21 protein-coding genes and 1 pseudogene are annotated in these 22,667 nt (G+C 64.6%); 17 read left to right on the forward strand and 5 right to left on the reverse strand.

From position 1 onward, the window contains the following. The first annotated feature begins 92 nt into the window (after nucleotides 1–92). Nucleotides 93–1,998: pseudogene (locus EDC62_RS06195) on the forward strand (propionate--CoA ligase). A 304-nt stretch (nucleotides 1,999–2,302) separates the two neighbouring features. On the opposite strand, the gene EDC62_RS06200 reads toward EDC62_RS06195, so the two are convergent. From EDC62_RS06200 to EDC62_RS06210, 3 genes are all read right to left on the reverse strand, one after another. Continuing rightward, the gene (locus tag EDC62_RS06200) at nucleotides 2,303–2,947 is read right to left on the reverse strand and encodes a nitroreductase family protein (protein WP_124221667.1); all 645 of its coding nucleotides are present in this window, start codon (nucleotides 2,945–2,947) and stop codon (nucleotides 2,303–2,305) included. A gap of 68 nt (nucleotides 2,948–3,015) precedes the next feature. After that, nucleotides 3,016–5,499 carry an arsenate reductase (azurin) large subunit gene (locus EDC62_RS06205; protein ID WP_124221670.1) on the reverse strand — a complete coding sequence of 828 codons (2,484 nt, stop codon included), beginning with the start codon at nucleotides 5,497–5,499 and terminating at the stop codon, nucleotides 3,016–3,018. Between the two features lie 13 nt (nucleotides 5,500–5,512). After that, entirely contained in the window at nucleotides 5,513–6,043 is a 531-nt protein-coding gene (locus EDC62_RS06210; protein ID WP_124221672.1) for an arsenate reductase (azurin) small subunit, read from the reverse strand. A gap of 205 nt (nucleotides 6,044–6,248) precedes the next feature. Between EDC62_RS06210 and EDC62_RS06215 the strand changes: the two genes are divergently transcribed. The 13 genes from EDC62_RS06215 to EDC62_RS06275 all read left to right on the forward strand — a co-directional run bounded on the left by EDC62_RS06215 (nucleotide 6,249) and on the right by EDC62_RS06275 (nucleotide 18,813). Further along, nucleotides 6,249–7,124, forward strand: coding sequence for a PhnD/SsuA/transferrin family substrate-binding protein (locus tag EDC62_RS06215; RefSeq protein WP_245968773.1), 876 nt, complete (start codon nucleotides 6,249–6,251; stop codon nucleotides 7,122–7,124). Nucleotides 7,125–7,142: 18 nt separating this feature from the next. Next, nucleotides 7,143–8,576 carry a sensor histidine kinase gene (locus EDC62_RS06220; protein WP_245968774.1) on the forward strand — a complete coding sequence of 478 codons (1,434 nt, stop codon included), beginning with the start codon at nucleotides 7,143–7,145 and terminating at the stop codon, nucleotides 8,574–8,576. An 18-nt stretch (nucleotides 8,577–8,594) separates the two neighbouring features. Then, nucleotides 8,595–9,929 carry a sigma-54-dependent transcriptional regulator gene (locus EDC62_RS06225; protein ID WP_124221674.1) on the forward strand — a complete coding sequence of 445 codons (1,335 nt, stop codon included), beginning with the start codon at nucleotides 8,595–8,597 and terminating at the stop codon, nucleotides 9,927–9,929. A gap of 3 nt (nucleotides 9,930–9,932) precedes the next feature. After that, complete coding sequence (locus EDC62_RS06230) at nucleotides 9,933–10,520, forward strand: sigma-70 family RNA polymerase sigma factor (protein WP_245968775.1); 588 nt, start codon at nucleotides 9,933–9,935, stop codon at nucleotides 10,518–10,520. Nucleotides 10,521–10,595: 75 nt separating this feature from the next. Next, on the forward strand, nucleotides 10,596–11,603 hold the full coding sequence (locus EDC62_RS06235; protein ID WP_124221677.1) for an ABC transporter substrate-binding protein: 1,008 nt from the start codon (nucleotides 10,596–10,598) through the stop codon (nucleotides 11,601–11,603). A gap of 9 nt (nucleotides 11,604–11,612) precedes the next feature. After that, nucleotides 11,613–12,710 (forward strand): HAMP domain-containing protein, encoded by a 1,098-nt coding sequence (locus EDC62_RS13225; RefSeq protein WP_124221679.1) that lies wholly within the window; start codon nucleotides 11,613–11,615, stop codon nucleotides 12,708–12,710. Then, nucleotides 12,598–14,448, forward strand: coding sequence for a putative bifunctional diguanylate cyclase/phosphodiesterase (locus EDC62_RS06245; protein WP_211330936.1), 1,851 nt, complete (start codon nucleotides 12,598–12,600; stop codon nucleotides 14,446–14,448). The genes EDC62_RS13225 and EDC62_RS06245 overlap by 113 nt, the downstream gene beginning before the upstream one ends. 454 nt (nucleotides 14,449–14,902) lie before the next feature. Beyond that, nucleotides 14,903–15,883, forward strand: coding sequence for a hypothetical protein (locus tag EDC62_RS06250; RefSeq protein WP_211330937.1), 981 nt, complete (start codon nucleotides 14,903–14,905; stop codon nucleotides 15,881–15,883). Between the two features lie 5 nt (nucleotides 15,884–15,888). Then, a complete protein-coding gene (locus EDC62_RS06255) occupies nucleotides 15,889–16,830 on the forward strand; it encodes an MBL fold metallo-hydrolase (protein WP_245968776.1) in 942 nt (313 codons plus the stop codon). Between the two features lie 139 nt (nucleotides 16,831–16,969). After that, nucleotides 16,970–18,016 (forward strand): permease, encoded by a 1,047-nt coding sequence (locus tag EDC62_RS06260; protein ID WP_124221683.1) that lies wholly within the window; start codon nucleotides 16,970–16,972, stop codon nucleotides 18,014–18,016. A gap of 18 nt (nucleotides 18,017–18,034) precedes the next feature. Then, complete coding sequence (locus EDC62_RS06265) at nucleotides 18,035–18,265, forward strand: DUF2798 domain-containing protein (protein ID WP_124221685.1); 231 nt, start codon at nucleotides 18,035–18,037, stop codon at nucleotides 18,263–18,265. 34 nt (nucleotides 18,266–18,299) lie between these two features. Then, a complete protein-coding gene (locus EDC62_RS06270) occupies nucleotides 18,300–18,548 on the forward strand; it encodes a YgaP family membrane protein (protein ID WP_124221687.1) in 249 nt (82 codons plus the stop codon). 28 nt (nucleotides 18,549–18,576) lie between these two features. After that, nucleotides 18,577–18,813: a thioredoxin family protein gene (locus EDC62_RS06275; RefSeq protein WP_124221689.1), complete on the forward strand. Its 237-nt coding sequence runs from the start codon at nucleotides 18,577–18,579 to the stop codon at nucleotides 18,811–18,813. A gap of 248 nt (nucleotides 18,814–19,061) precedes the next feature. Here the strand turns inward: EDC62_RS06275 and EDC62_RS06280 are convergent, their stop codons facing one another. Continuing rightward, nucleotides 19,062–19,835, reverse strand: coding sequence for an HNH endonuclease (locus EDC62_RS06280; RefSeq protein WP_124221692.1), 774 nt, complete (start codon nucleotides 19,833–19,835; stop codon nucleotides 19,062–19,064). A 286-nt stretch (nucleotides 19,836–20,121) separates the two neighbouring features. Here EDC62_RS06280 and EDC62_RS06285 point away from each other — a divergent pair, with 286 nt between their 5' ends. From EDC62_RS06285 to EDC62_RS06295, 3 genes are read left to right on the forward strand one after another with little or no spacing between them, the layout of a single operon-like run. Next, a complete protein-coding gene (locus EDC62_RS06285; protein WP_170159027.1) occupies nucleotides 20,122–20,511 on the forward strand; it encodes a rhodanese-like domain-containing protein in 390 nt (129 codons plus the stop codon). Further along, complete coding sequence (locus EDC62_RS06290; protein ID WP_124221696.1) at nucleotides 20,504–20,926, forward strand: OsmC family protein; 423 nt, start codon at nucleotides 20,504–20,506, stop codon at nucleotides 20,924–20,926. The genes EDC62_RS06285 and EDC62_RS06290 overlap by 8 nt, the downstream gene beginning before the upstream one ends. Before the next feature lie 43 nt (nucleotides 20,927–20,969). Continuing rightward, nucleotides 20,970–21,887, forward strand: coding sequence for a cation diffusion facilitator family transporter (locus EDC62_RS06295; RefSeq protein ID WP_124221699.1), 918 nt, complete (start codon nucleotides 20,970–20,972; stop codon nucleotides 21,885–21,887). A gap of 85 nt (nucleotides 21,888–21,972) precedes the next feature. Here EDC62_RS06295 and EDC62_RS06300 read toward each other — a convergent pair whose 3' ends face one another. Then, nucleotides 21,973–22,608, reverse strand: a complete 636-nt coding sequence (locus EDC62_RS06300; protein WP_124221702.1) for a GntR family transcriptional regulator — start codon at nucleotides 22,606–22,608, stop codon at nucleotides 21,973–21,975. Between the last annotated feature and the right edge of the window lie 59 nt (nucleotides 22,609–22,667).

Below are 22,667 nucleotides of genomic sequence, written 5' to 3' on the forward strand. Positions count from 1 at the left end.
AGCCCGCTACCCATAATTATGAATTTTGCGGGCGTGGCATGGTTCGCGGCGTCCGCAGCCCCCTGCCCGTCGAGACCCGAGGAGATCCCGATATGTCCGATTACGCCGAGTTTTATCGCCGTTCCATCGAAGAGCGCGACGCATTCTGGGCCGAAGAGGCCCGCCGCATCGACTGGCATCGGCCGCCGGACGTGATTTGCGACTACAGCAACCCGCCGTTCGCGCGCTGGTTTGCGGGCGGGCAGACGAACCTGTGCCACAACGCGGTGGATCGCCACCTGGCGCAGCGCGCTGGCCAAAACGCCCTGATCTGGGTCTCGACCGAAACCGATCAGGAGCGTGTCTACAGCTTCGCCGAACTGCATGCCGAGGTGCAGCGCATGGCTGCCGTGCTGCAAAGCCTGGGCGTGCAAAAAGGCGACCGGGTTTTGATTTACATGCCCATGATCCCCGAGGCGGCGTTTGCGATGCTGGCGTGCGTGCGCATCGGCGCGATCCACTCGGTGGTGTTTGGGGGCTTCGCATCGGGGGGCGCTGGCTTCGCGCATCGAGGATGCCGAGCCGCGCGTGGTCGTCAGTGCCGATGCCGGCTCGCGGGGCGGTAAAGCCGTGCCCTACAAAGCGCTGCTCGACGAGGCCATCGCGCAATCGACGCACAAGCCCGAGTCGGTGCTGTTGGTGGACCGTGGTTTGGCACCGCTGCCGCTCGTCGAAGGGCGGGATCGACTGTGGGCGCCGCTGCGCGAGCAGCACCTGCACGCGCAAGTGCCCTGCGTCTGGGTGGACGCCACGCATCCGAGCTACACGCTCTACACCAGCGGCACGACGGGCAAGCCCAAAGGCGTGCAGCGCGACACCGGCGGCTATGCGGTCGCGCTGGCGGCTTCGATGGAATACATCTATTGCGGTAAGCCCGGCGAGACGTATTTCTCCACCAGCGACATCGGCTGGGTGGTCGGCCACAGCTACATCATCTATGGCCCGCTGATTGCAGGCATGGCGACCATCATGTACGAGGGGCTGCCGATCCGGCCCGACGGCGGCATCTGGTGGAGCCTGGTGGAGAAATACAAGGTCACCGTCATGTTCAGCGCACCGACGGCGATCCGCGTGCTCAAAAAGCAGGACCCGGCCTTGCTCAAGAAGTACGACCTCTCCAGCCTGCGCGCGCTGTTCCTCGCCGGCGAGCCACTCGATGAGCCCACCGCGCAATGGATCAGTGAAGGCCTGGGCAAGCCCATCATCGACAACTATTGGCAGACCGAAACCGGCTGGCCGATTCTGGCGATTTGCAAAGGCGTAGACGACGCGCCGCCGAAGTTCGGCTCGCCCGGCAAGCCGGTGTATGGCTACAACGTGAAACTGCTCGACGACCAGACCGGCGCAGAGCTCACCGGTGCGAACCAGAAGGGCGTGGTCGCCATCGAAGGTCCGCTGCCGCCGGGCTGCATGCAAACCGTCTGGCGCGACGATGCACGCTTCGTCAACACCTACTGGAAGAGCGTGCCCGGCCGCATGGTCTATTCGACCTTCGACTGGGGCATCCGCGACGAGGATGGGTACTACTTCATCCTCGGCCGGACCGATGACGTCATCAACGTCGCCGGCCACCGGCTGGGTACCCGTGAGATCGAGGAGAGCATCGCGGGCCACCCCAACGTGGCCGAGGTGGCGGTGGTCGGCGTGGCCGACGCGCTCAAGGGCCAGGTGGCGATGGCATTCGCCGTGCTCAAAGACGCAAGCTGCCTGGGAGACACGCAGGCCGAACTGCGGCTCGAAGGCGAGATCATGAAGCTGGTCGACCGGGACCTCGGTGCCGTCGCTCGGCCCGCGCGGGTGCGTTTCGTCACCGTGCTGCCCAAGACCCGCAGCGGCAAAGTGCTGCGCCGCGCCATCCAGGCCGTCTGCGAATCGCGCGACACCGGCGACCTCACCACCATGGACGACCCCGCCGCGCTGCAGCAGATCCGCGACCTGGTGCAGACGAAAAACTCCTGAAATATGAGCAAACCCCGGCCGTTTCGCGCCGGGGTTTCAGGTTTTTTGTTCGAAATGCAGCGTGTCACCCTAAATCCGGCAGTTGGGCGCGCCTGGGCGGGTCGTCATCGGGCGCGCGGGCAAGGCGCAAACCACAGCCATTGCGGTTGCCATGGCGAGGATTTGCAACGCCGCCCCCGCGCCCGAGGGCGACTCGAACGGGCGCGCAGCGCTCACCTAAGTAGTGAGCGGCATCCGCAGCAAAAACCGTTCAAACAGCAACACCTTGCGTTCAGCGAGAAGCGGTCAACTGCCGGATTTAGGGTCACAGGCTGCGCACGAAGCGCGTCGGCTCCGGTCGCGTGCGCGGCGGCTTTTCGCGGCTGACGGTCCCGACGTTGATGAAGCAGATCGCTTCCTCCCCGTCGACCAGGCCAAACAGGCGGCGCAGCGCCTTCGAGCCCATGGCCTGACCGCTGGTGAGCCCGCTGCCGTAGCCCATGGCCTGGGCGGTCAGCAGGAGGTTTTGAATGGCGCAGCCGAGCGAAACCAGGCGTTCGGCGGCGGCAATGTCGGGCTCGGCGGGCCGCAGGTCGGCCACGGCGAGTATCAGCAAGGGGGCGCGGTTGGCTTTGTCGCGCGCCGCTTCGATTTGTTCGAGGCTGGCCCCGGGGTCGCGCTCGACCAGGGCCTGCGCGAACGCATCGCCGAGGTCCGAGCGGCGATGCGCAGGCACGCAAACAAAGCGCCAAGGCGTGAGCTGTCCATGGTCGGGTGCAGCCGCAGCGGCTTCCCACAGGGCTTGCAGCTCCGCTTCGTTCGGGCCGGGCTCGATGAGGCGGCGCGGCGAGGTGTTGTGGCGCGCGATGATGAGCTGCAGCGCGGCCTCGGCCGGGTCGGTCACCAGGGCGGGTGACTGAGCGGCCGCTGGGGGCGTGGGCTTGAAGCGGGTGAGTCTGCGCGGAATCATGGGGCTTTCCTTCTCGTTGGGCGGGCAAAAAAAGGGCAGCCGAAGCTGCCCTTTCGATGCCCTGACGTTCAGGCGTAGCGGCGATCCTTGAAGGAAATCGTCGCGCGGTACTCATCCACCGTGCCCACGCGGCGGATGCTGCCCCAGGTGCCCTTGTAATAGGGCACCACGTTGCGGTCCACCCAGGGCGTGACCACGTCGCCGTGCACGCCCTTGATGTAGCCAAACAGCATGAAGGTCTGCCCGGGCTTGAGCGACTTGATCGGGTAGGCCATGGCATAGGTGCTGCCGTAGTCGTTGTAAACCTCGACGACATCGCCGCCTTGCACGCCCAGCGCCTTGGCATCGTCGGGGTTCATCTCGATGAAGGCCATCGGAATGCGGTCGCGCACGAAGCTGTTGTACTGGTCGTGGTACGCGGTTTGCCAGACTTCGTTGGCGCGGCCGCTGTTGATCCAGAACTTGTGCTTGCGCTTTTGCTCTTCGACGATGGCCGGCAGGCCGTTCCAGGGGGCGGGCTTGAAGTGGGCCTTGCCGTCCTTGGTGTCGAACTTGTTGTCCGCATAGACCATCTCGGTGCCGATGAGCTTGTCGCCCTTGACTTCCTTGATCGGCAGTTGCACCCCGTTGTTGCCCGCCTTGCGCAGCAGCGCATAGGTCGCGAGATACCCGGTGTCGCCGCCTTGGCTGTCGATGGGGCCCACGCCAGGCCGACCGGCGCGGCGGAAGCCGTCATTGAAGGCGTCTTCTTCGGTCTTCCAGTCGAAGCCTTCGAAGCGCTTGGCCATGGCGGTGTTGCCCTCTTTCTGGTACATCGCCTTGAGCGTGTTCGCGATGTCGGCGGCGATCAGGCAGTCGGGTTTGGCCGTGCCGGGTGGGTCCATGAATTTTTCCGACAAGCGGAGGCGGCGTTCGCCGTTCATCGAGGTCAGATTCATCTCGCCCGGATGTGCCGCGGGGAACATCAGGTGGCAGTCGTCCGAGATGGTCGTCGGGTAGAGGTTCATCGCCGCGACGAACAAGCCGCCTTGGTACTTGCAGGCGTTGTAAATGATGTCGACGAGCTGGGATACCGACGCGCCGCGGGCGCGGGCCATGGCCTCGTTGACGATTTGCGCGCGCTTTCGCAAGGCGATGCGGTGCTGCTCGGCGTTGAGTGTGGTCTGGAACGGGTTGGTGCCCCAGAGCGTGTACATCAGGCCGTTGCCTTTGATGACCTCCTGGTCAATGTAAATCTTGTGGTCACCGGGGTAGGGCGGACGGGTATAGCCTTCCTGGTGGCCGCCCAGACGGCACACGCCGGTGCCGCGACGTCCGACGTTGTGCGTGGCGATCACCAGGCTCACCAGCGCGCTTTGGATGACGTAGTTGTCGTTGCCCCAGATGATGCCTTTTTCGTACGGGTGGAAGGTGCGCGGGCGGTGGCCGGAAGCCTTTGGCTTGTAGGCCCATTCGGCCGCCTTCTTGATCTGCTCGACGGTCAGCCCGGTGATCTTGGCGCCTTCTTCCAGGCTCATGCGGTTGGTCTTGACTGCATCCTCGAAGCCCACCGTGTGCTTGGCGATGAAGTCTTTGTCGACCCAGCCCTGCTGCACGACGTAGGTGAACAGCGTGTTGAACAGCGCCGTGTCGGTCCCGGGGTTGATGGCCAGGTGCAAGACGTTGTCTTTGCCCGCCACTTGCTCGGCGATCGCCACCGTCCCGGTGCGGCGCGGATCGACGACGATCAGTTTGGCGGCTGCGGCGCTCTCACCGGGGAACCATTTCTTCTTCTTGTCCACCGTCGCGCCGGTCAGGTTCGGCACCCAGTGGTTGAGGAAGTAGTTGGACTGCGTTTCATAGGGGTTGGCGCCGGTGCACAGAATACAGTCGGCCACCTGCGCATCCTCGTAGCTGTTGTTGAGCTCGCCGATGCCCATTTCGCGCGTGGCGTGGCACTCCGAGTTGTAGGCCGGCCGGTTGTGGATGCGCACCATCGGGGTTTGGATGGCGCTGAACATCAGCTTGCCCGTGCCCCAGGTGTTCTCGAAGCCACCGCCTGCGCCGCCATGGTCGAAGCAGTCGAACATGATGCCGCTCGGGCCGTCGTTGTCCAAAATCTTCTTGGTCAGGCCTGCGTAGATGGCCAAGGCCTCATCCCAGCCGGTGTCGAACCACTGGTCGCCTTTGAAGATGCGTGGGGTTTTGAGGCGCTCGCGGCCAATGCCATCATGCGCGTACATGTAGCTGGCCATCTTGCCGCCGCGGGTGCTTGAGAGGCCGTTGTTCACGACGCATTCCTTGTCGGGAACGATCATGATGTTCCAGCGCTTGCCCGCTTTGTCGGTGATGGTGTTGGTCATCGCCCGCGTCATGGTGATGGCCATCGGTGGCACCTGCTGGGTGAAATCGACCCCGAGCGCGTTTTCGCTTGCCGCTCGACCCCCTTCGCGGTTCGCGTCCCACTTGTACACGTGGTAGCCGCAGCCCACGATACAGAAGTGGCAGGTCATGTTGGTCTTTTGCGCGTCCTTCGGAGGCAGGGCGATGCGGTCATTGATGGTTTGGGACATGGTGGGCCTCCTCTTACAGAACGTTGGACTGGCGGCCGTAGATCAGGCCATCGACGCCGACGGCATGCACCGTGTCGGTTGCGGCGTCGTACTCGAGCTTGATGCTGGGCAGGTTTTCCGTCGCCTGGCCGCAGACCATCTGGCCGTGGTTTTCGGGGTCGAAGATGGAGAAGTGACAGCCGCACTTGAAGGTGCGGCTGCCGCCGTCGTAGGTCACCGGGCAGCCCATGTGCGTGCACATGGCGCTGTAGGCCACGATGTCACGGTTGGGGCCCACACCACCGGGCACCGGGTTGCCCATGCGGATGGCATAGCAAGGCGAACTCTCGTCGGGGTAGTTGAAGTTGACCGGCTGGTTCACCGGCATCGCGCTGGCCTTGCCCGCGACTTTCTTCGGGTAGGGAAGGGCCGTGGAACTGACGGCCGCAGCCGCGGACGGTGCTGCATTCGCGCTTTGGATGGGGATGACCACCGAGCCAGCGACGGCGGCGGCGCTGCCCGTCGACTTCAAAAAGAAGCGACGGCTGAGCTTGACATCTTCCATGGGGTCTCCTGTCTTGGGTCGTTGAACCTGCGCTCGAGGCGCAGCATGGGATGAATTCCCACTTGTCTCTTGCAACGACCGTGCCAAAAGAGCGATTGCGATTTATCAAGCGCTTATGACCATCTTGCCGGTGATCCGTCCGGATTTGGTAACATGAATCCCAAAAACGCGTTACCTTCAAGTAACGGAATCACATCAAGGAGACATGATGGTCGATGCGCCGCGACGACGCTGCCTGGCGCTGCTGAGCTCTGCTCTGGCCGCGCCCTGGGCCCAAGCGGCGGTGCCGGCCCGCGATGTGTTGCGCGTCGGCCTGACCTCCGTGATCCTGGCCGACCAGAGCGCTTTTCTCGCGCGCTGGAGCCGATACCTGAGCGAACGGCTCGATGTCGATGTGCGCTTTGTGGCGCGGGAGTCATACCAGTCGGTGCTGGACCTGCTGTTTGGCCGCCAGCTCGACGCCGCGTGGATCTGCGGCTACCCCTATGTGCGTTGGCAGTCCGAGTTGTCGCTGGTCGCCGTGCCTCAGTACCTGGGCGCACCGACCTACCAGGCGTATCTGATTCGCCCCGCGTCGGGCGGCCGCCGCATCGAGGGCTGGGTTGATCTGCGCGGGAAGGTTTTGGCTTATTCCGACCCGTTGTCCAATTCCGGCTGGCTCGTGGCGCAGTCGCAGTTGGCTTTGGCCGGCCTGGCGGCGCGGGACTTGCGGCGGGCTTTTTTTGCCCACGGCCACCGCAACGTCGCCGAAGCGGTGGCCGCGCGCCTTGCCGACGCGGGCAGCATCGATGGCTATGTCTGGGACACCATGCGCGCCCAACACATGACCGCCGCGCGCGAGACCGAAATCGTCTGGCGTTCCGCGCCCTTTGGCTTCCCGCCGATCGTTGCGTTGCGCGAAGAAATGCACCCGGCGCTTGGCCCTTTGAAAGCCGTGTTGCTGGCGATGCCGCAGGACGGTGAAGGGCGTTCCTTGCTCGAGGCGCTCAACCTCAGCGGCTTCGAGGCGGGTGAGCCGGCGCTGTTCGAGAGTATTCGCCGCCTGGCGCTCAGCGTCCCGGGCAGTGGCGTGCGCGCCTGAGTGACACCCGGGTCCAGCGTGAAGCGACTGCGTCTCCCGTACCGAGTCCAGATTCCGCTGGGTCTGGCGCTTGCGGTGCTGATCACCGCCTTGTTTGTGACGGCGGTCGGCGCGCGGCTGTCCGCCCGCGATGCCCGGGCACAGACGCTGGCGACGCTGGACCGCGCCATGGTCTTGCTGGTCGCGCAGGCGCGGCCTCTGCTGGCAGCGGATGACACCTGGCGCGTGTTTTCCTTGCTGCGCGACACGGTGGCGCTGTTGCCCGGGGCCGACCGTTTGCGCGCGCGCGTAGCCGTGCTCGACGCCCAGGGGCGGGTGTTTGCCGCCTCCAATCCGGCGGTGCTGGAAACCGGGCGGCAGCTCCTGGGCGAGACGCTGCACGGGCAGCCACTGCTGACGGCCGAGGAAATTCAGCAACGCCAGCGCATCCAGCAGGCCGACGGCGGCATCACGCTGGTCGACCCGATCAGCAGCGAGGATGGTCAGTTGCTGGGTTTCGTCCTCATGGACGTGGATGCGCCGGTGTTTGCGCCGAATTGGGCGCAGCTCGCGCGGCCCGCCTTGATTGGCATGGGGCTCGCGGTGGTCTTGCTCATCCCGGCCGGCTGGTGGCTCGGGCGGCGGATGACGGCGCCGGTGGCAGGGCTCGCCCGCTTCATCCATGCGATGGAGCCCGCCGCAGCCATCACCGCCCAGCCGGTTCCGCATACCGACGATCCGGAGTTGCAGCGCATCGCGCGGGCTTTGCACAGCCTGCAGTCGGCGTGGGAAGAGCGCCGCCGCGCCGAGCAGCGGGCGCTGTCGGCCGAGCGGCTGGCCGCGGTGGGACGGATGACGGCGGCCGTGGCCCATGAAATCAACAATCCGCTGGCGGGCTTGTTGACCGCCATCCGCACGCTGCGGTTGCATGGCGATGCACCGCAGGCGCGCGAACGCGCGCTCGATGTGATCGAGCACGGCCTGATGCAGATACGCACCACGGTGGCGGCTCTGCTGCCACAGGCGCGCGTGCAGGATCGGCCGCTCGAACCGTCCGATTTTGATGATGTGCTGACCCTGGCGCAGCCGGCAGCGCAGGCACAGGGCGTGTCGCTTTCCGCCCGCTCGGAGGTCGAGTCGGCTCTGCGCGTGCCTTCGGCGCCGGTCCGCCAGGCCATGCTCAACATGCTGCTCAACGCGATCAAGGCGGCCGGGCCGGGCGGGCGGGTGGCCGTGCAGTTGCTCGCCGACGCCGAACAGGTTCGCTTTTGCGTCACAAACTCCGGCTCCGCGCTCGACCCGCAGCGTTTTGCCGCCACACTGGCCCAGGAAGGTGGCGACGATCCGCGGGGATTTGGCATCTGGGTGTGCCAGCAGATCGCCAATCACCACCGCGGCGGCTTCACCCTGGACCCGGACTATCGCGACGGGACCCGACTGGTCTTCTGGCTGCCCAACCGTGAAATCGATTGACTCGTGGAGAAACCCGCCATGCCACCCCGCCTGCTCTTGATTGAAGATGACCTCATCATGGGCGAATCCTTGGTTCAGCGCTTCGAGCTCGAGGCGTTCGAGGTGGTTTGGTACCGCACGCTCGCGGCGGCGCAGGCTGCCGTGCGCGAGGGCTTGCCCGGAGTGCGCGCGGTCATCAGTGACGTGCGCCTGCCCGACGGCTTGGCCACCGAATGGTTCGCGGCGCTGCCGGCGCGGGTGCGGGCCTTGCCGTGGTTTTTCTTGACCGGCTATGGCAGTGTGGATGCCGCGGTGCAGGCGGTGCGGGCCGGGGCCCGGGAATTCATGACCAAGCCTTTTGATGTCGAGCGACTGGTGCAACTCGTGCACGAGGCCGTCGATGCGCCTGCCGCGGCGGCCGAGGCTGCGGTGCTGGGCATTTCGCCCGCGATGCGGCATGTCGAGCGCATGATCCGAAAAGTCGCGCCGCAAAAGGTGTCGGTGCTGCTCGACGGCGAATCGGGGGTGGGCAAGGAAGTGGCGGCCAAGCTGATCCATGCACTCGACGAGCGCCCCGACAAGGGCGAGTTTGTCGCCGTCAATTGCGCGGCCATCCCCGAGAACTTGCTCGAGTCCGAATGCTTCGGCTACGAAAAGGGCGCTTTCACCGGCGCGCAACGCACGCACCGCGGCTATCTCGAGCGGGCCGACCACGGCACGCTGTTTCTCGACGAAGTCGGCGAATTGCCGCTGCCCATGCAGGCCAAACTGCTGCGTGCGCTGCAGGAAAGGGCTTTTTTCCGTGTGGGCGCGGAGCGCGCGACCCACAGCCAATTTCGCATCGTCGCGGCCACCAACCGCGACTTGCAGGCGGAAATGCGTGCGGGCACGTTCCGCGAGGACCTGTTTTACCGGTTGGCGGTGTTTCGCATCACGCTGCCGCCGCTGCGCGAGCGCCCGGAGGACATCCGCTGGCTGACGCAGCGCTTCCTCGAAGAGTTCGCAGCGGAGCAGGGGCACCCGATCGCTGTCTCCGAGTCGTTCATGCGGGACTTGCTCGCCCGGCATTGGGGCGGCAACGTGCGCGAGCTGCGCGCCTACCTGGAGCAGGCGGTGATCCTCAGTGAAGCGGGGATCCTCGACGAACCTTTGCCGGCGTCGGCCATGCACGCCGGCACCGACCGGGACGGCGCCGATGCCACGGCGGGTGACGAGATCCTCCCGCTGCACGCGATGGTCGCCGAGACCGAGCGCGCGCACATCCGGCGAGCGCTTGCGCACTGCCAGGGTTCCATCGGTAAGACCGCGGAGCTGTTGGGCATCAGCCGCAAGACGCTCTGGGAGAAAATGAAGCGCCTGGCGCTCGAGGCCTGAACCATGACCGAAACCGCTGCTCCTCTGATCGAGCCGCCGCCCGCGGCGCCCACACCGAACTGCATCATGCGGGCCTGGACCACGCATGAGTCCGAATTGCGCCGCTGGCTGCGCGCGCGGGTGCGCGAGCCGGCCGACGCCGACGATCTGATGCAGGAACTGTTCATCAAGGCGCTGCGGCAGGGCCAGCGGTTTTGCGACATCCACAACGCCCGCGCCTGGCTGTTCGAAGTGGCGCGCAACCTGCTGGCCGACAGCTTGCGCGTGGCCCGCGACACCGTGGAGTTGCCCGACAACTTGGTGTCGGAGGCGGACGAGCCTCCGGCCGTCGACTTGCTCACCGCGTGTCTGCCGCGCGTGCTGTCCGAACTCAGCGAGGCCGACCGCGATGTGCTCACGCGCTGCGACCTCGAGGGCATGCCCCAGGCCGAGTACGCGGCGCAGCACGGCTTGAGCCTGAGCGCGGCCAAGTCGCGCATCCAGCGGGCGCGCGAGCGTTTGCGCGCCCGCCTGGCCGAGGCCTGCCAAGTCCGCTTTGATGCCGATGGCCATGTGATCGATTTTGTTGGGCGCAGCTCCTGTGGTGGTTGATTCGCGTTTTCATCGTTGAGTCCTTCGCGTTGGGCCTGCTATGCTTGAAGCCATATCCGGAGGTTTCCGTCTCCCATGTCGAAGGTTTCCAGCCCCCAGCCGCCGCAACCACCGCGATTCGATCGTCGGCGGGTCATGGTGGCGGCGGGAGGCTCGCTGGCGGCATGGATGCTGGCCGGCTGTCGCCCAGCACCCGCGCTCACGCGCGTGGGCGTGATTCGCTGGATCGGCTACGAACCTTTGGTGCTGGCCCGCGAGCTGGGCCTGCTCGATGCGTCGCGCGGGGTGCGGCTGGTGGAACTGCCATCGAATACGACGGCGCTGATGGCTCTGGCCAGTGGCGACATCGACGCGGCAACGCTGACGCTCGACGAATGCCTGGTGGCGATCGAGGGCGGAGTCGATGCCCGGGTGTTGTGGGTGTTTGATGAGTCCGCGGGTGCGGATGTGGTCTTGGCCCGTCCGCCGATCGCGACGCTGGCGCAGTTGCGGGGCAAACGCATTGGGGTCGAGCAGACTGCAGCTGGAGCGCTGATGTTGGGCCAAGTGCTTGATGCGGCACAGCTCACGCCCGCCGAAATCCAGCTGGTTCAGATGACCGCCGACCAGCACCTCAGCGCGTACCGAGAGGGCGAGGTGGATGCCTTGATCACCTTCGAGCCCTATGCCGCCCAGATCCAGCGTTTGGGGGCGCGACGGCTGATCGACAGCCGAAGTTTCCCGGGGTTGATCGTCGATGTGCTGGTGGCGCGTTCGGCCGCGCTCGAGGGCACGGAGGCGCGGTTTACGGCCTTGGCGCGGGCGTATTTCTCCGCGCTCCAGGATGTGCAGGCGCAGCCCATCGACGCGCGCCGGCGCATGGGAGAGCGGCTCGGCTTGAGCGAGGTAGAGGTTACCGCGGCGCTTGCGGGCATCCGTTTCTTCGATGTCGACGGCAACCGCCGCTGGCTCAGCGGACCAGCGCCGGCCTTGTACGCTTCGGCGCAGCGGGTCGCGGGGGAATTGCGAAGAGCAGGCATACTGCGGCGAGCGCCCGCGCTCGATCACCTGATCGACGACCGGTTTTTACCCAAAGATCTTTGAGGGGAACGCTTGAAACGGAACTGGTCCCTGAAGTGGTCATTACCGCTCGGCTTCGGGCTGGCGTGGCTGCTCGTGCTGGGGGCTACACTGTTCAACGCCATCCGCACCTCCGATGAGTCCCTGCGGGACTTCGCGCGATCCACGGCGGCGAGCTACGCGGCCGATCTGGCTCGCAATGCCGAACAGGGCTGGGCTACGGCCCCATCGCTGGTGGAGTCGAACCTGGCGCTGCTCGCGACCGACCCTGCGGTGGATTCCGTCGTGCTGCTCGATGCAAACGGTCGGGTGCTCGCTGCGCATCGGCAGGCCTGGGTGGGTCGCAAGATCGACGAGGTTTGGCCCGGTTTTGACGGCGCCTGGGTGGGTGAGGCGCTGAGCGCGCGACTGCCACGGGTCCGAGCGGACGCGACGGGCTTGCAGGTGGAAGCGGCGCAGAGCTTCGGTCTGGCGCCCGCAGGTCCCGGATCCGAAGCCCGCAGCCGGGGGCTGGCCTACGTCGCGCTCGACTATTCCCCAGCGCGCGCCGAGCGTTTGCAGCGGCTGCTTGAAGCACGCGCCGCTGAAATGATCGTCATCCCGCTGGTGCTCCTCGTATTGGGCGTGGTGTTGTGGCGCGGCGTGGGGCGACCGCTCGAGCGTCTGGCCCAGGCCGTGCGGGCGGTGCGTCAGGGACGCTACGACACCCGGGTTCCGGTCGACGGCTTGCGTGAGATCGCCGAGCTTGGGGATGCCTTCAATGCCATGGCACAGGCCGTCGAAGAAGCGCAGGCGGCTTTGAAGGCCAAGGAAGATCAACTGGCGATCACGCTCGACTCGATCGGGGACGGCTTGGTGTCGACCGACGCCCAGGGACGCATCACGGGGCTCAATCCGGCGGCGCGGTCGCTGTGTGGTTGGGACTTGGCCGCGGTGGTAGGGCGGCCGATCGAGGAAGTGCTGGTGCTCGTCGATGGGGCCAGCGGCGCGCCGGTGGCCCCCCCCGGTTTATCGGGCCATGCGCGAAGGGCGGACCGTGGGCCTCTCCAACCATGTGGTGCTCATCACGGCGGACGGTCAGCGGCGGCATGTCGCCGACAGCGCTGCGCCGATCCGCGACGCGCGGGGTGACGTCCAAGGCGCGGTCTTGGTGTTTCGGGACGTGACCGAAGCTTATCTGATGCGCAAGGCGCTGGCCGACAGCGAACAGCATTTCCGTTCCTTGGCCAATGCCGGCCTGGCGCTGATCTGGACTGCAGATGCGCGGGGCGATCGAGATTATTTCAACGAGCCTTGGCTCGCCTTCACGGGGCAGCCGTTCGAAGCACAACGAGGCGACGGCTGGTTGCAAGGCATGCATCCGGAGGACCGGCTCGCGTGGCGCGCGGCCTTCGAGGCGGCGGCGCGGGTTCAGGGCGACTACCGCGTCGAATACCGGCTGCGCCATGCCGACGGCGACTATCGCTGGGTGCTGGAGCAAGCACGCCCCCGGCGCGACAGCGATGGCCTCTTCATCGGTTATGTCGGGCATTGCCTGGACGTCACGCACGAAAAGGCCGCCGATGCCGAAATCGAGCGGCTCGCGTACCACGATGCGCTCACGGGGCTGCCCAACCGCGTCTTGTTCCGCGACCGATTGGAGCAAGCGCTGGCCCATGTGCATCGCAGCGGCCGCCATGGAGCGGTGCTGTTTCTGGACCTCGATCAGTTCAAGCGCATCAACGATGTCTACGGCCATTCGCTGGGGGATGTGGTGCTGGTCGAAATGGCGCAGCGGCTACGCGGGCTGCTGCGGGAAGGCGACACGGTCGCGCGACTTGGCGGCGATGAATTCGTCGTTTTGTTGGGCGACTTGGCTGGCGAGGCAGAGACTGCAGCGGCGCAAGCGATGAACGTCGCGGAGAAAGTACGCGCCTCGATCGAGCAGCCGGTTTGGCATGAGGGTTTGTCACTGATGCTCGCGACCAGTATCGGCGTGCGCCTGTTGAGCCGAGACGTCGAGGACATCGACGACGTGATGCGCACCGCAGACATGGCGATGTACCGTGCCAAGGCCGAGGGACGCAACCGCGTGGCTTTCTTCGAGGCGGCGATGCAGGCGAGCTTGCTGCATCGCTACGAGCTGGAACAAGACCTGCGCGCAGCCTTGCGGCTTGGACAATTCGAGCTCTGGGTGCAAGCACAATTTGAAGGCGGGGCGAAGATGAACGGCGCCGAAGCGCTCGTGCGCTGGCGGCATCCGGTCCGTGGCCTGGTGTCGCCCGCCGAATTCATCCCGATCGCCGAAGAAACCGGCCTCATCGTGCCCCTTGGTGCATGGGTTTTGCGTTCGGCTTGTGAGGCGATCCGGGCGTTACAGGGTGCAGGCCGGAGCTTGCGGATTTCGGTCAACGTCAGCGCACGGCAATTCCTCGAGCACGACTTCATCGCACAGGTGCGCGAGATCCTCGAGCAGTCGGGCGCAGACCCGTCCCGGCTGACCCTCGAGCTGACCGAGAGCGTGCTGATCGACTCGTTCGATGTGGTGGCCGGTCGCATGCGGGAACTGCACGCGCTGGGCATCCGCTTTTCCCTCGATGACTTCGGAACCGGTTATTCGTCCCTCGCGTATCTCAAACGTTTGCCGCTGTCTGAACTCAAGATCGACCGCAGCTTCGTTCGCGACGTGCCCGCAGACCCCGAGGACGCCGCACTCGTCGAGGGCATCATTGCCGTGGCGCATTTGTTGCACCTCGACGTCGTAGCCGAAGGCGTGGAAACGCCTGAGCAGCAGCAATTCCTGCGGGCGGCCGGCTGCGGCTCGTTCCAGGGCTTTCTTCTCCACCGCCCGCAGCCGATCGATGACTGGCTGAAGGACGTCTTCGGCTGAGCGGCAGCGGCAGCCGATCGCGGCGTTGAATCGGTTCGCGGGATGGCGCCCGGCCCGGCGCGGAACGGGCCGCTCCAGAGTTGCCCTAGGGCTAACCAGCATGGTCGCGGCTTGTTTCGTCGTTTAGCGCAACGCTGAACAAGTCCCTCGCGCGCCGCGCATCCCGGCTGCGGGCGGTCTGTGTCGTTGCAAATCCTCGCCATAGCTACGGCTATGGCTGCGGTTTGCGCCTCGCATCCCATCCCGCGGCCGGGCACGCGCCATCACGGGGACTTGTTTAGCGTTGCCCTAGTGTTTACCCGAGGTTTGACCCGCGAGCTGCGTCTTTCCTGAGCGGCATTCGTCTTCTCTGCGTTCACGCGGTTTCCCTTGCGGTGCGGGGCGAAGCGTGGGCGAAGGAAGGCCGTGCCCGGCAATTGCGCGGCATCCATGGACCAAGAACGAGGAGACTTCGATGACGACGATGAAACGACGCAGCTTTATGACCCACGCGGCCGCAGGGGCCACCCTGGCGGCGACCGGTTTTGCTCCGGCCGCCGGTGCTGCGGTGTTACCCACCACGCGCGTGGACGGCCCGCTGACCTACTACGTGGAGTTTCGCGTGGCCGGGCCCGAACACGAGGCGGCGATGGCCGCGCTCCGCGCTTTGAGCACAGAGATGCGGGCGAAGCCCGGATTCCTCAGCCTCGCACTCAAGCAGATGAGCGGCGAATCCACCATGACGAAAAACTACCCGCCTCAATACAAAGGGGCACTGGCCGAAGCCTATCTGGATGGCGTGAAAGCGCGGACGCAGCCATTTTTCTACGCGCTCTTCGTGCGTTTCTCCGATGACGGGGCACTGAGGGCCTCGGGTGTCGATGAGGCCTTTACCGCGACGGTGATGCCGCATCTGCACGCCGTCATGCCGGGCCCGAACGGGATGGTGCGCTCGCCCAAGCCCATGGCGGTGTACCGCGGCGTGTTCCAAACCATCGCCGCTGGGAATCGGGAGGGGGTCTACCACACGCCCGCGGAGATCCTCAAGTTTCTGCGGCAACCGGTGGAGGCGCCTGAGCGCAACACGGTGACCGTGGGCAACCATGTGATGGTGGCCGACGCCACGCATGAGGCCTGGGAAAGCCAGGTGGCCGCGCTGCTCAAAGTTGCCCAGGAAACCTACCAGCCGACCGACGAGCCACAGGGCATCGGCTTGCCGGGCGCCCCTGACAACCGCTATTACCGCAAAGCCCTCAGCACCGAAATCCTGCGTAACGCCACCCCCGACGGAGGCTTGCGCGCCTATCTGATGCACGGCGTCTGGGATTCGGTTTGGGATCACGAAAATTCACACCTCGACCCCAGATTCAACCGGGCGGCCGGCCCGGTGGGCGCTGGGGTGGAGATCGGTCCGCTGGAACCTTTTTATCTCACCCGTCTCCTCACTACCGCATGAAACCGATGAACACATCTTTTGCCTCCATCTTTCGCGCCGGCCTGATGGGCTTGCTGCTGGGCACGCTCAGCTTTGTGGCCGCAGCCGTTGAGGTGCGCTTTACCCGCGTGGCTGACAACGTCTACGCCTACGTTGGCGACACCGAGGGTCGAACCTATGAGAACGAAGGCCTCAATGCCAATCTGGGCTTGGTCGTGACGCCCGCCGGCGCCGTGCTGATCGACAGCGGGCCGACGCGCCAGGTGGCGCAGAAGATCGAGGCGGCGGTGCGCGCCGTGACGAGCCAGCCGATCCGCTGGGTGATCAACACCGGCGGGCAGGATCACCGCTGGCTGGGCAATGGCTATTTCAAGGAAAAAGGCGCGGAAATCATCGCCCACCAAAACGCCGAAGCCGATATGAAGGCCCGTGCGGGCGAGCATGTCGAGGGCTTGAGTCGGGTGCTGAAGGAGCGCTTTGAGGGCACGGTGCCGGTTTTGCCCACGCGCTGGCTGACCGAGCCGGACACGCGGCTGGACCTCGGCGGCACTGTGATCGAGCTCAAGCACCGCGGTGGCGGCCACACGCCTGGGGACACTTTGGTGTGGCTGCCGCAGACCCGCGTGTTGTTCAGCGGGGATGTGGTGTATGTGGACCGCATACTCGGGCTGCATCCGGTGAGTCGCACCAAGACCTGGCTGCAGAGTTTTGCCGTGATCGAGGAACTCAAACCCGCCGTCATCGTGCCAGGCCACGGGCGCGTGACCGACCTCGCGACTGCCCAGAAAGACACCCGCGACCTGCTGTTGGCGCTGCGCGCGCACATGAAAAAAGCGGTCGATGAGGGCGTCGACATCAGCGCGGCGGTCAAGAGCTTCGATGGCAAACCCTTTCTGTATCTGAAGCATGCCGAGGTTTGGTTGCCGCAACTGACCAACCAGACCTACCTCGAAATGGAGCGCGAGTGAGGCGCAGCGGCGCGGGTATTGCCACATCTTAAAGAGCAGAATAAGTCCATTTGACGCCGGCATTCCGCCGTTTTTCTTCAAAATCCGAGTTTTCGGCGGACCCCTGCGTCTTTTTCGAAGTTCTTCCGTCTTCTGCAGCATGAATACCCTGACCGCTTCCTCCAAACCCTGGCCGATGCGCCAGCCTGTGGTGTTTCTGGTGTTGGCTGCGCTGGCGTGGCTGGCGCTGTACCGGGTGCTCGACCCGATCTCTGAAGCCATCGTGGCCGCCTTGCCGGTGGACCGCAACAGCCACCTGGGTGGCGCGCTGCAGTTCTTTTTCTACGACACGCCCAAGGTGCTGATGCTGCTGACCGGCGTCGTCTTCGTCATGGGCATGATCAACAGCTATTTCACGCCCGAGCGCACCCGGGCGCTGCTCGCCGGGCGCACCGAGGGTGTGGCCAACGTGATGGCGGCCATGCTGGGCATCGTCACGCCGTTTTGCTCTTGCTCAGCGGTGCCGCTCTTCATTGGTTTCGTCCAGGCGGGTGTGCCGCTGGGCGTCACGTTCTCATTCCTGATTTCAGCGCCCATGGTCAATGAGGTGGCGCTCACACTGCTGTTTGGCATGTTTGGCTGGAAGATCGCCGCGCTATACCTGGGCCTGGGCCTGACGGTGGCCATCGTTTCGGGCTGGGTCATCGGCCGCTTGAAGATGGAGCGTTACCTGGAGGACTGGGTGCGCGAAATCCCGAAGGTGACGGTGAGCTTGGAAGAGGGCGGCTTGACCCTCGCCGACCGGATCGAGGCTGGTTTCAAATCGGTCCGCGAGATCGTGGGCAAAGTCTGGCCCTATATCCTCGGCGGCATTGCGCTAGGCGCGCTGATTCACGGCTATGTGCCGGAGGACTTCATGGCCTCCATCATGGGCAAGGACGCCTGGTGGGCGGTGCCGCTTGCGGTCGTCATCGGGGTGCCCATGTACACCAATGCCGCCGGCGTCATTCCCATCGTGCAGGCGCTGCTGGCCAAGGGCGCGGCTCTGGGCACCGTGCTCGCCTTCATGATGAGCGTGATCGCGCTGTCGCTGCCCGAGATGATCATCCTGCGCAAGGTGCTGAAAGTGCGCCTGATCGCCACCTTCGCGGGCGTGGTGGCCACCGGCATCCTCATCGTCGGTTACGTGTTTAACGCCGTTTTGTAATTCGTTGTTCCGCTTGCGATGAACCCACAGAAAAAATTCCATCTCGTTTTCTCGCTGGTGATGGGGGCCATGATGATTTCCCTCATGACTTTAGTGATCACGTTCGTCAACGTCGGCCCCCGCGATGGCTTTCTTTCGATCTGGATGCGGGCGTTTGCCATTGCCTACGTGGTCGGCGTGCCCGTCATCTTTTTCCTCGCGCCAGTGGTGCGCAAACTGACCGGCCGCCTGCTCGGCGTGCAGGCTTGATTCTTCAACTTTCAACCACCAGAGGAGATCACCCATGACCGTCAACCGCGCCATCAGCATCTTTGCGGGCTTCATGATCATGGCCAGCCTTGCGCTGGCTCATTTCAGCGGCCAAATCAACCTGGGCCAGATGAGCTGGCTTTGGCTGACTTTCTTCGTCGGGGCCAATCTGTTCCAGATGGGTTTCACGGGCTTTTGCCCCGCGGCCAAGATCATGAAGGCCTTGGGGATGAAGGAAGCCACCAGCGCCTGCGGCACGAACAGCTCCGGCAAGTGCTGCTGATCGTTTCTTCACCCCTCAAGGAGTTTTCATGGAAATCAAAGTGCTCGGCACCGGCTGTGCCAACTGCAAAAACACCATCGCCCTGATCGACCAGGTGGCCAAGGCCAAGGGTGTGCCTGTCACGCTGGAGAAGGTCGAGGACCTCAAAGACATCATGAGCTACGGTGTCATGTCCACGCCAGGCGTCGTCATCAACGGCAAAGTGGTCCACGCGGGCGGTGTCCCGAGCCGCGACAAAATCGAGCAGTGGCTGTCGGCCGCCTGAGCGGTTGACCCAGACATCGCCGCCGATGGGCGTGAAATCTGCGCCGATTCGCGTGCAGCCGGCCGTGCCCAAGCCCGCTTGGTGGCAACGTACGCCGCTGGTTGCAGTGCTCGTCAGCGGGGCCGCCGCTTTGGGCTTGGGTCTTTAGGAACGGGGACAAGCCGCCAAAAACTTTTGCGACCTCTACCCGCAACCTTCCACCCCAAAGTCTCTTTCATCTTCGGGGGTGGCGGCAACCACCATGATCGTTAGCGGCGACCATTGCGTACCACCTCAGCCAACTGAGATACCGATAGCATTGGGTCAGAGCGATGAATGATTCGATGGCAGTTGGAACAGAGAATTGCCAAGTCATTGAGCGTAGTGGTGACTGAATCAGACGCTGCTGAGAGTGGCACCAGATGGTGCACCTCACAGAAGCCTTCTCCGAGAGCACCGTAGGTAGCTGCAAAATCGAACCCGCACACTTCGCAACACAGGCGACCTTTGGCGTTAAGGGTTGCAACTTTCTTTGCTTCGACGATTGCCCGATTTCGTTCGCGGCGAAGATGAGATACCAGGCGCGAAACGCCTTCGGTCCCGGTTGAGGGAAGATCAACGTCAGGAGGTACGAAAGTGGATGATGGGTTACCTTGGGCCTGAAGCGCCTCAAGTGCCTGAACAACTTTCTCGTCGTTAATGCGATTGAAACCCAAGCTGAAGTTCCTTTGAGAGTTATAAAGCAAGCGGAACCAATCAAGACTATCCAGTGGCACAGGCGGGACAAACTCTTTCAGGCTTTGACCAGAAATGACGTAGAGATTGGATGAAGGGTCTTCGACGTCAACTCGATCAGCAACGTAAGCGCCACAAAGGAAGAATGAAGTTTTCTTTCCGTCGGGGACACCTTGGACGACCCATACGGTGTTTCCTACAGCCTTCTTGAGAAGGCCGGGCTTTCGGCTCAAGAAGCGTAGTTCGCCGGATGGCTTGAGTTCGTGGCCCATTAATTTGGCGCTGTGATATGCGACGAAGTGTTCCATGGCTGTAATGACTAGGATCTAATGTTTAAGGTAAGGGACCGACTTACAGCGGGCGAAGCCCGCTGTAGGCCAGTCCCGCTTGACCGCAATTTTAGAGTTTGAGTTCACGGATGCGTTTTTGGCTTGATTGAATGTCAGTTTCGGCCTTTCAAGGCACCCGATCGATGCTTGCAGAAGACGCATGCAATGCTCAAAAGACGCAGGGCTCGGGCAAGCCGGTGGTGGCGGGGGGGCAGGCACTCGGGCTGGCCCTGCGTCTTTTTGGCGGGCGCTGCGTCTTCTGTGCATGACCGCCCATCCCGAAGTTCAAATCTGTACGACCCTGGCGCGGGAACGCGCGCAACAGGGTGCTTTGTTCGTCGATCTGCGGCGGCCGGGGGAAGCGCAGGCGCTCGCGCTGGTCGCGCCGGAGGTGGTGAACCTGCCGATGGCGGAACTCGCTGCGCGTTACGGCGAGCTGCCGCGCGAGCGCGAACTGGTGCTCGTGTGTCGCGATGGGCGTGAGAGCGAGGCTGCGGCGGCTTTCCTGCGCGAGCGCGGCTACCCCCACGCGCGACCGATGCGTGGCGGCGTGTTGCTGTGGATGCAAAAAGGCTATCCTGTGCTCGGGCGCCGCCATGAACCCGCGGCCGAAGGCCCGCTTCCGAAGCCATCACCGGAGACTCACCATGAGTGATTCGACCCCGACCCGTATGCGCTTTCATGTGCAGGCGCGGCGCGTCGATGCCCACGGCAGCCTGGCCGTGTGCAAAGAGGCGCAGATTGCGCTCGACACTGACCTGGCGGGCAACCCGCAGGCGTTCAACCCCGCCGAACTGCTGCTGGCGGCGTTGTCGGCCTGCATGATCAAGGGGATCGAGCGGGTGGTGCCGATCCTCAAGTTTCAGTTGCGCGGTGTCGAGGTGATCGTCGACGGCGTTCGGCAGGATGTGCCGCCGAAGATGGAGTCGATTCGGTACGAAATCGTGGTCGACACCGATGAGTCCGACCAGCGCTTGCGTTTGCTGCATGAAAACGTGCGCAAATACGGCACGGTCTTCAACACCGTCGCGCCCGGCACCGATCTGCAAGGTGTGCTGCGCCGTCGCTGATGGCCCCGCGCTCGGTGCCTTGCTGCTTCTTTCTTCGTCACAGATGTCCGATCCCCACGCTCACACCCACGCGCACGGCCACAGCCACGCGCCCGCCAACTTCGACCGGGCGTTTGCCATCGGCATCGCGCTCAACATCGCCTTCGTCGTCATCGAGGGGTTTTATGGCTGGAAGGTCGATTCGCTCGCGTTGCTGGCCGACGCCGGGCACAACCTCAGCGATGTCGCCGGTCTGCTGCTGGCCTGGGGCGGGGCGATGGCCGCTCGGTTGCGGCCCAATGCGCGGCACACCTGGGGCTGGAAGCGCGCCTCCGTGCTGGCGGCTTTTGCCAACGCCGTGCTCTTGCTCATGGCGATTGGCGGGCTCGCCTGGGAGGCGATCGGGCGCTTGCGGCTGGGGGTAGGCCTGGTGCAGGAGCAGGGCGTGACCATCATGGCCGTGGCGGGCGTGGGCATCGTGATCAACACCGCCACCGCCTTGCTGTTCATGCGCGGCGGCGAGGCGGACCTCAACATCCGCGGCGCCTTCTTGCACATGGCGGCCGATGCCCTGGTGTCGCTCGGCGTCGTGATCGCCGGGGCGCTGACGCTGTGGATGGGCTGGGTGTGGCTCGATCCGGTGGTGAGTCTGGTGATTGCGGCGGTGATCGGCGTGGGCACCTGGGGGCTGTTTCGGCAGTCCTTGCACTTGCTGTTTGACGGCGTGCCCGACAGCGTCGACCCGCAAGCCGTGCGGGCGCTGCTCGCGGGCCTGCCGGGTGTGACGGAGGTGCGCGACCTGCACATCTGGGCGCCGGGCACGGGTCAGGTTGCGCTCACGGCGCACCTGGTCATGCCGGAGGGGGGCGACGATGCTTTTTTGCAGCATGCGGCCGAGGAGCTGCACGAGCATTTCGACATCACCCACGTGACCTTGCAGATCACCCGTACGCCGTTCGCGCAGGCCTGCGACCTGCCGTGACCGCAGAATTTTGGTGTTTTCTGGCTGCTTGCCAGCGTGAAATGCGGTTCGGTTGCTATCGAATTTGAGTCTCGGTGGGTGGGCCTCAGCCCGCAGCCTCGAGCCCGTTTTCGAAGTGATGCCACATTGCGGCGCGGGCGGCCTCCGGGTCGCGCGCACGCAGCGCCTCCATGAGTGCGCGATGTTCGGCGAGGGATTCTTCGATGCGCCCTTGCTTGAGCAGCGAGTGGTGACGGTTGAGCTTCATCACCTTGCGCAGATCAGCCACGACCTGGAGGCGCCAGCGGTTGTCGGCCAGTTCGAGCAGGGCCATGTGGAAGCGTTCGTTCACCGCAAAGAAGCGGTCGCGGTCGGCGACCGCGGCTTCAAGCTCGTCGTGCAGAGCCTGCAACTGCGCGAGGTCGGCGTCGCGCGCGCGGCCGGCAACCACGGCGGCAGCGTCGGACTCGAGCAGCGCGAGCAGGTGGTAGACATCGCGCAGGTCTTTCTCCGACACTTCGGTGACGTAGGCGCCGCGGCGCACCTTCATGGTCACCAGGCCCTCGGCGGCCAGCACCTTCAAGGCTTCACGCAGCGGCGTGCGGCTGATGCCGAGTTCCTGCGCGAGCCGCAGCTCGTCGATCCAGGCGCCGGGCTGGAGTTCGCGGCGAAAGATGCGCTGGCGCAGCAATTCGGCGACTTCCTCGTAGAGCGCACGGGGGGCGAGCGTGATGGCGGACATGAATGGAGCCTGGGATGCGATGTCAGTGTTGCGCAATATTCTGCATCAATAATTATGAA

The sequence above is a fragment of the Tibeticola sediminis genome (genome assembly GCF_003843835.1).
Classification (GTDB): domain Bacteria; phylum Pseudomonadota; class Gammaproteobacteria; order Burkholderiales; family Burkholderiaceae_C; genus Tibeticola; species Tibeticola sediminis.

Coding starts and splice junctions, on each gene's coding strand:
- EDC62_RS06200 (WP_124221667.1), bottom strand. CDS start 2,947: ATGATTCCGCGCAGACTCACCCGCTTCAAGCCCACGCCCCCAGCGGCC.
- EDC62_RS06205 (WP_124221670.1), bottom strand. CDS start 5,499: ATGTCCCAAACCATCAATGACCGCATCGCCCTGCCTCCGAAGGACGCG.
- EDC62_RS06210 (WP_124221672.1), bottom strand. CDS start 6,043: ATGGAAGATGTCAAGCTCAGCCGTCGCTTCTTTTTGAAGTCGACGGGC.
- EDC62_RS06215 (WP_245968773.1), top strand. CDS start 6,249: ATGATGGTCGATGCGCCGCGACGACGCTGCCTGGCGCTGCTGAGCTCT.
- EDC62_RS06225 (WP_124221674.1), top strand. CDS start 8,595: ATGCCACCCCGCCTGCTCTTGATTGAAGATGACCTCATCATGGGCGAA.
- EDC62_RS06230 (WP_245968775.1), top strand. CDS start 9,933: ATGACCGAAACCGCTGCTCCTCTGATCGAGCCGCCGCCCGCGGCGCCC.
- EDC62_RS06235 (WP_124221677.1), top strand. CDS start 10,596: ATGTCGAAGGTTTCCAGCCCCCAGCCGCCGCAACCACCGCGATTCGAT.
- EDC62_RS06245 (WP_211330936.1), top strand. CDS start 12,598: ATGCGCGAAGGGCGGACCGTGGGCCTCTCCAACCATGTGGTGCTCATC.
- EDC62_RS06250 (WP_211330937.1), top strand. CDS start 14,903: ATGACGACGATGAAACGACGCAGCTTTATGACCCACGCGGCCGCAGGG.
- EDC62_RS06255 (WP_245968776.1), top strand. CDS start 15,889: ATGAACACATCTTTTGCCTCCATCTTTCGCGCCGGCCTGATGGGCTTG.
- EDC62_RS06260 (WP_124221683.1), top strand. CDS start 16,970: ATGAATACCCTGACCGCTTCCTCCAAACCCTGGCCGATGCGCCAGCCT.
- EDC62_RS06265 (WP_124221685.1), top strand. CDS start 18,035: ATGAACCCACAGAAAAAATTCCATCTCGTTTTCTCGCTGGTGATGGGG.
- EDC62_RS06270 (WP_124221687.1), top strand. CDS start 18,300: ATGACCGTCAACCGCGCCATCAGCATCTTTGCGGGCTTCATGATCATG.
- EDC62_RS06275 (WP_124221689.1), top strand. CDS start 18,577: ATGGAAATCAAAGTGCTCGGCACCGGCTGTGCCAACTGCAAAAACACC.
- EDC62_RS06280 (WP_124221692.1), bottom strand. CDS start 19,835: ATGGAACACTTCGTCGCATATCACAGCGCCAAATTAATGGGCCACGAA.
- EDC62_RS06285 (WP_170159027.1), top strand. CDS start 20,122: ATGACCGCCCATCCCGAAGTTCAAATCTGTACGACCCTGGCGCGGGAA.
- EDC62_RS06290 (WP_124221696.1), top strand. CDS start 20,504: ATGAGTGATTCGACCCCGACCCGTATGCGCTTTCATGTGCAGGCGCGG.
- EDC62_RS06295 (WP_124221699.1), top strand. CDS start 20,970: ATGTCCGATCCCCACGCTCACACCCACGCGCACGGCCACAGCCACGCG.
- EDC62_RS06300 (WP_124221702.1), bottom strand. CDS start 22,608: ATGTCCGCCATCACGCTCGCCCCCCGTGCGCTCTACGAGGAAGTCGCC.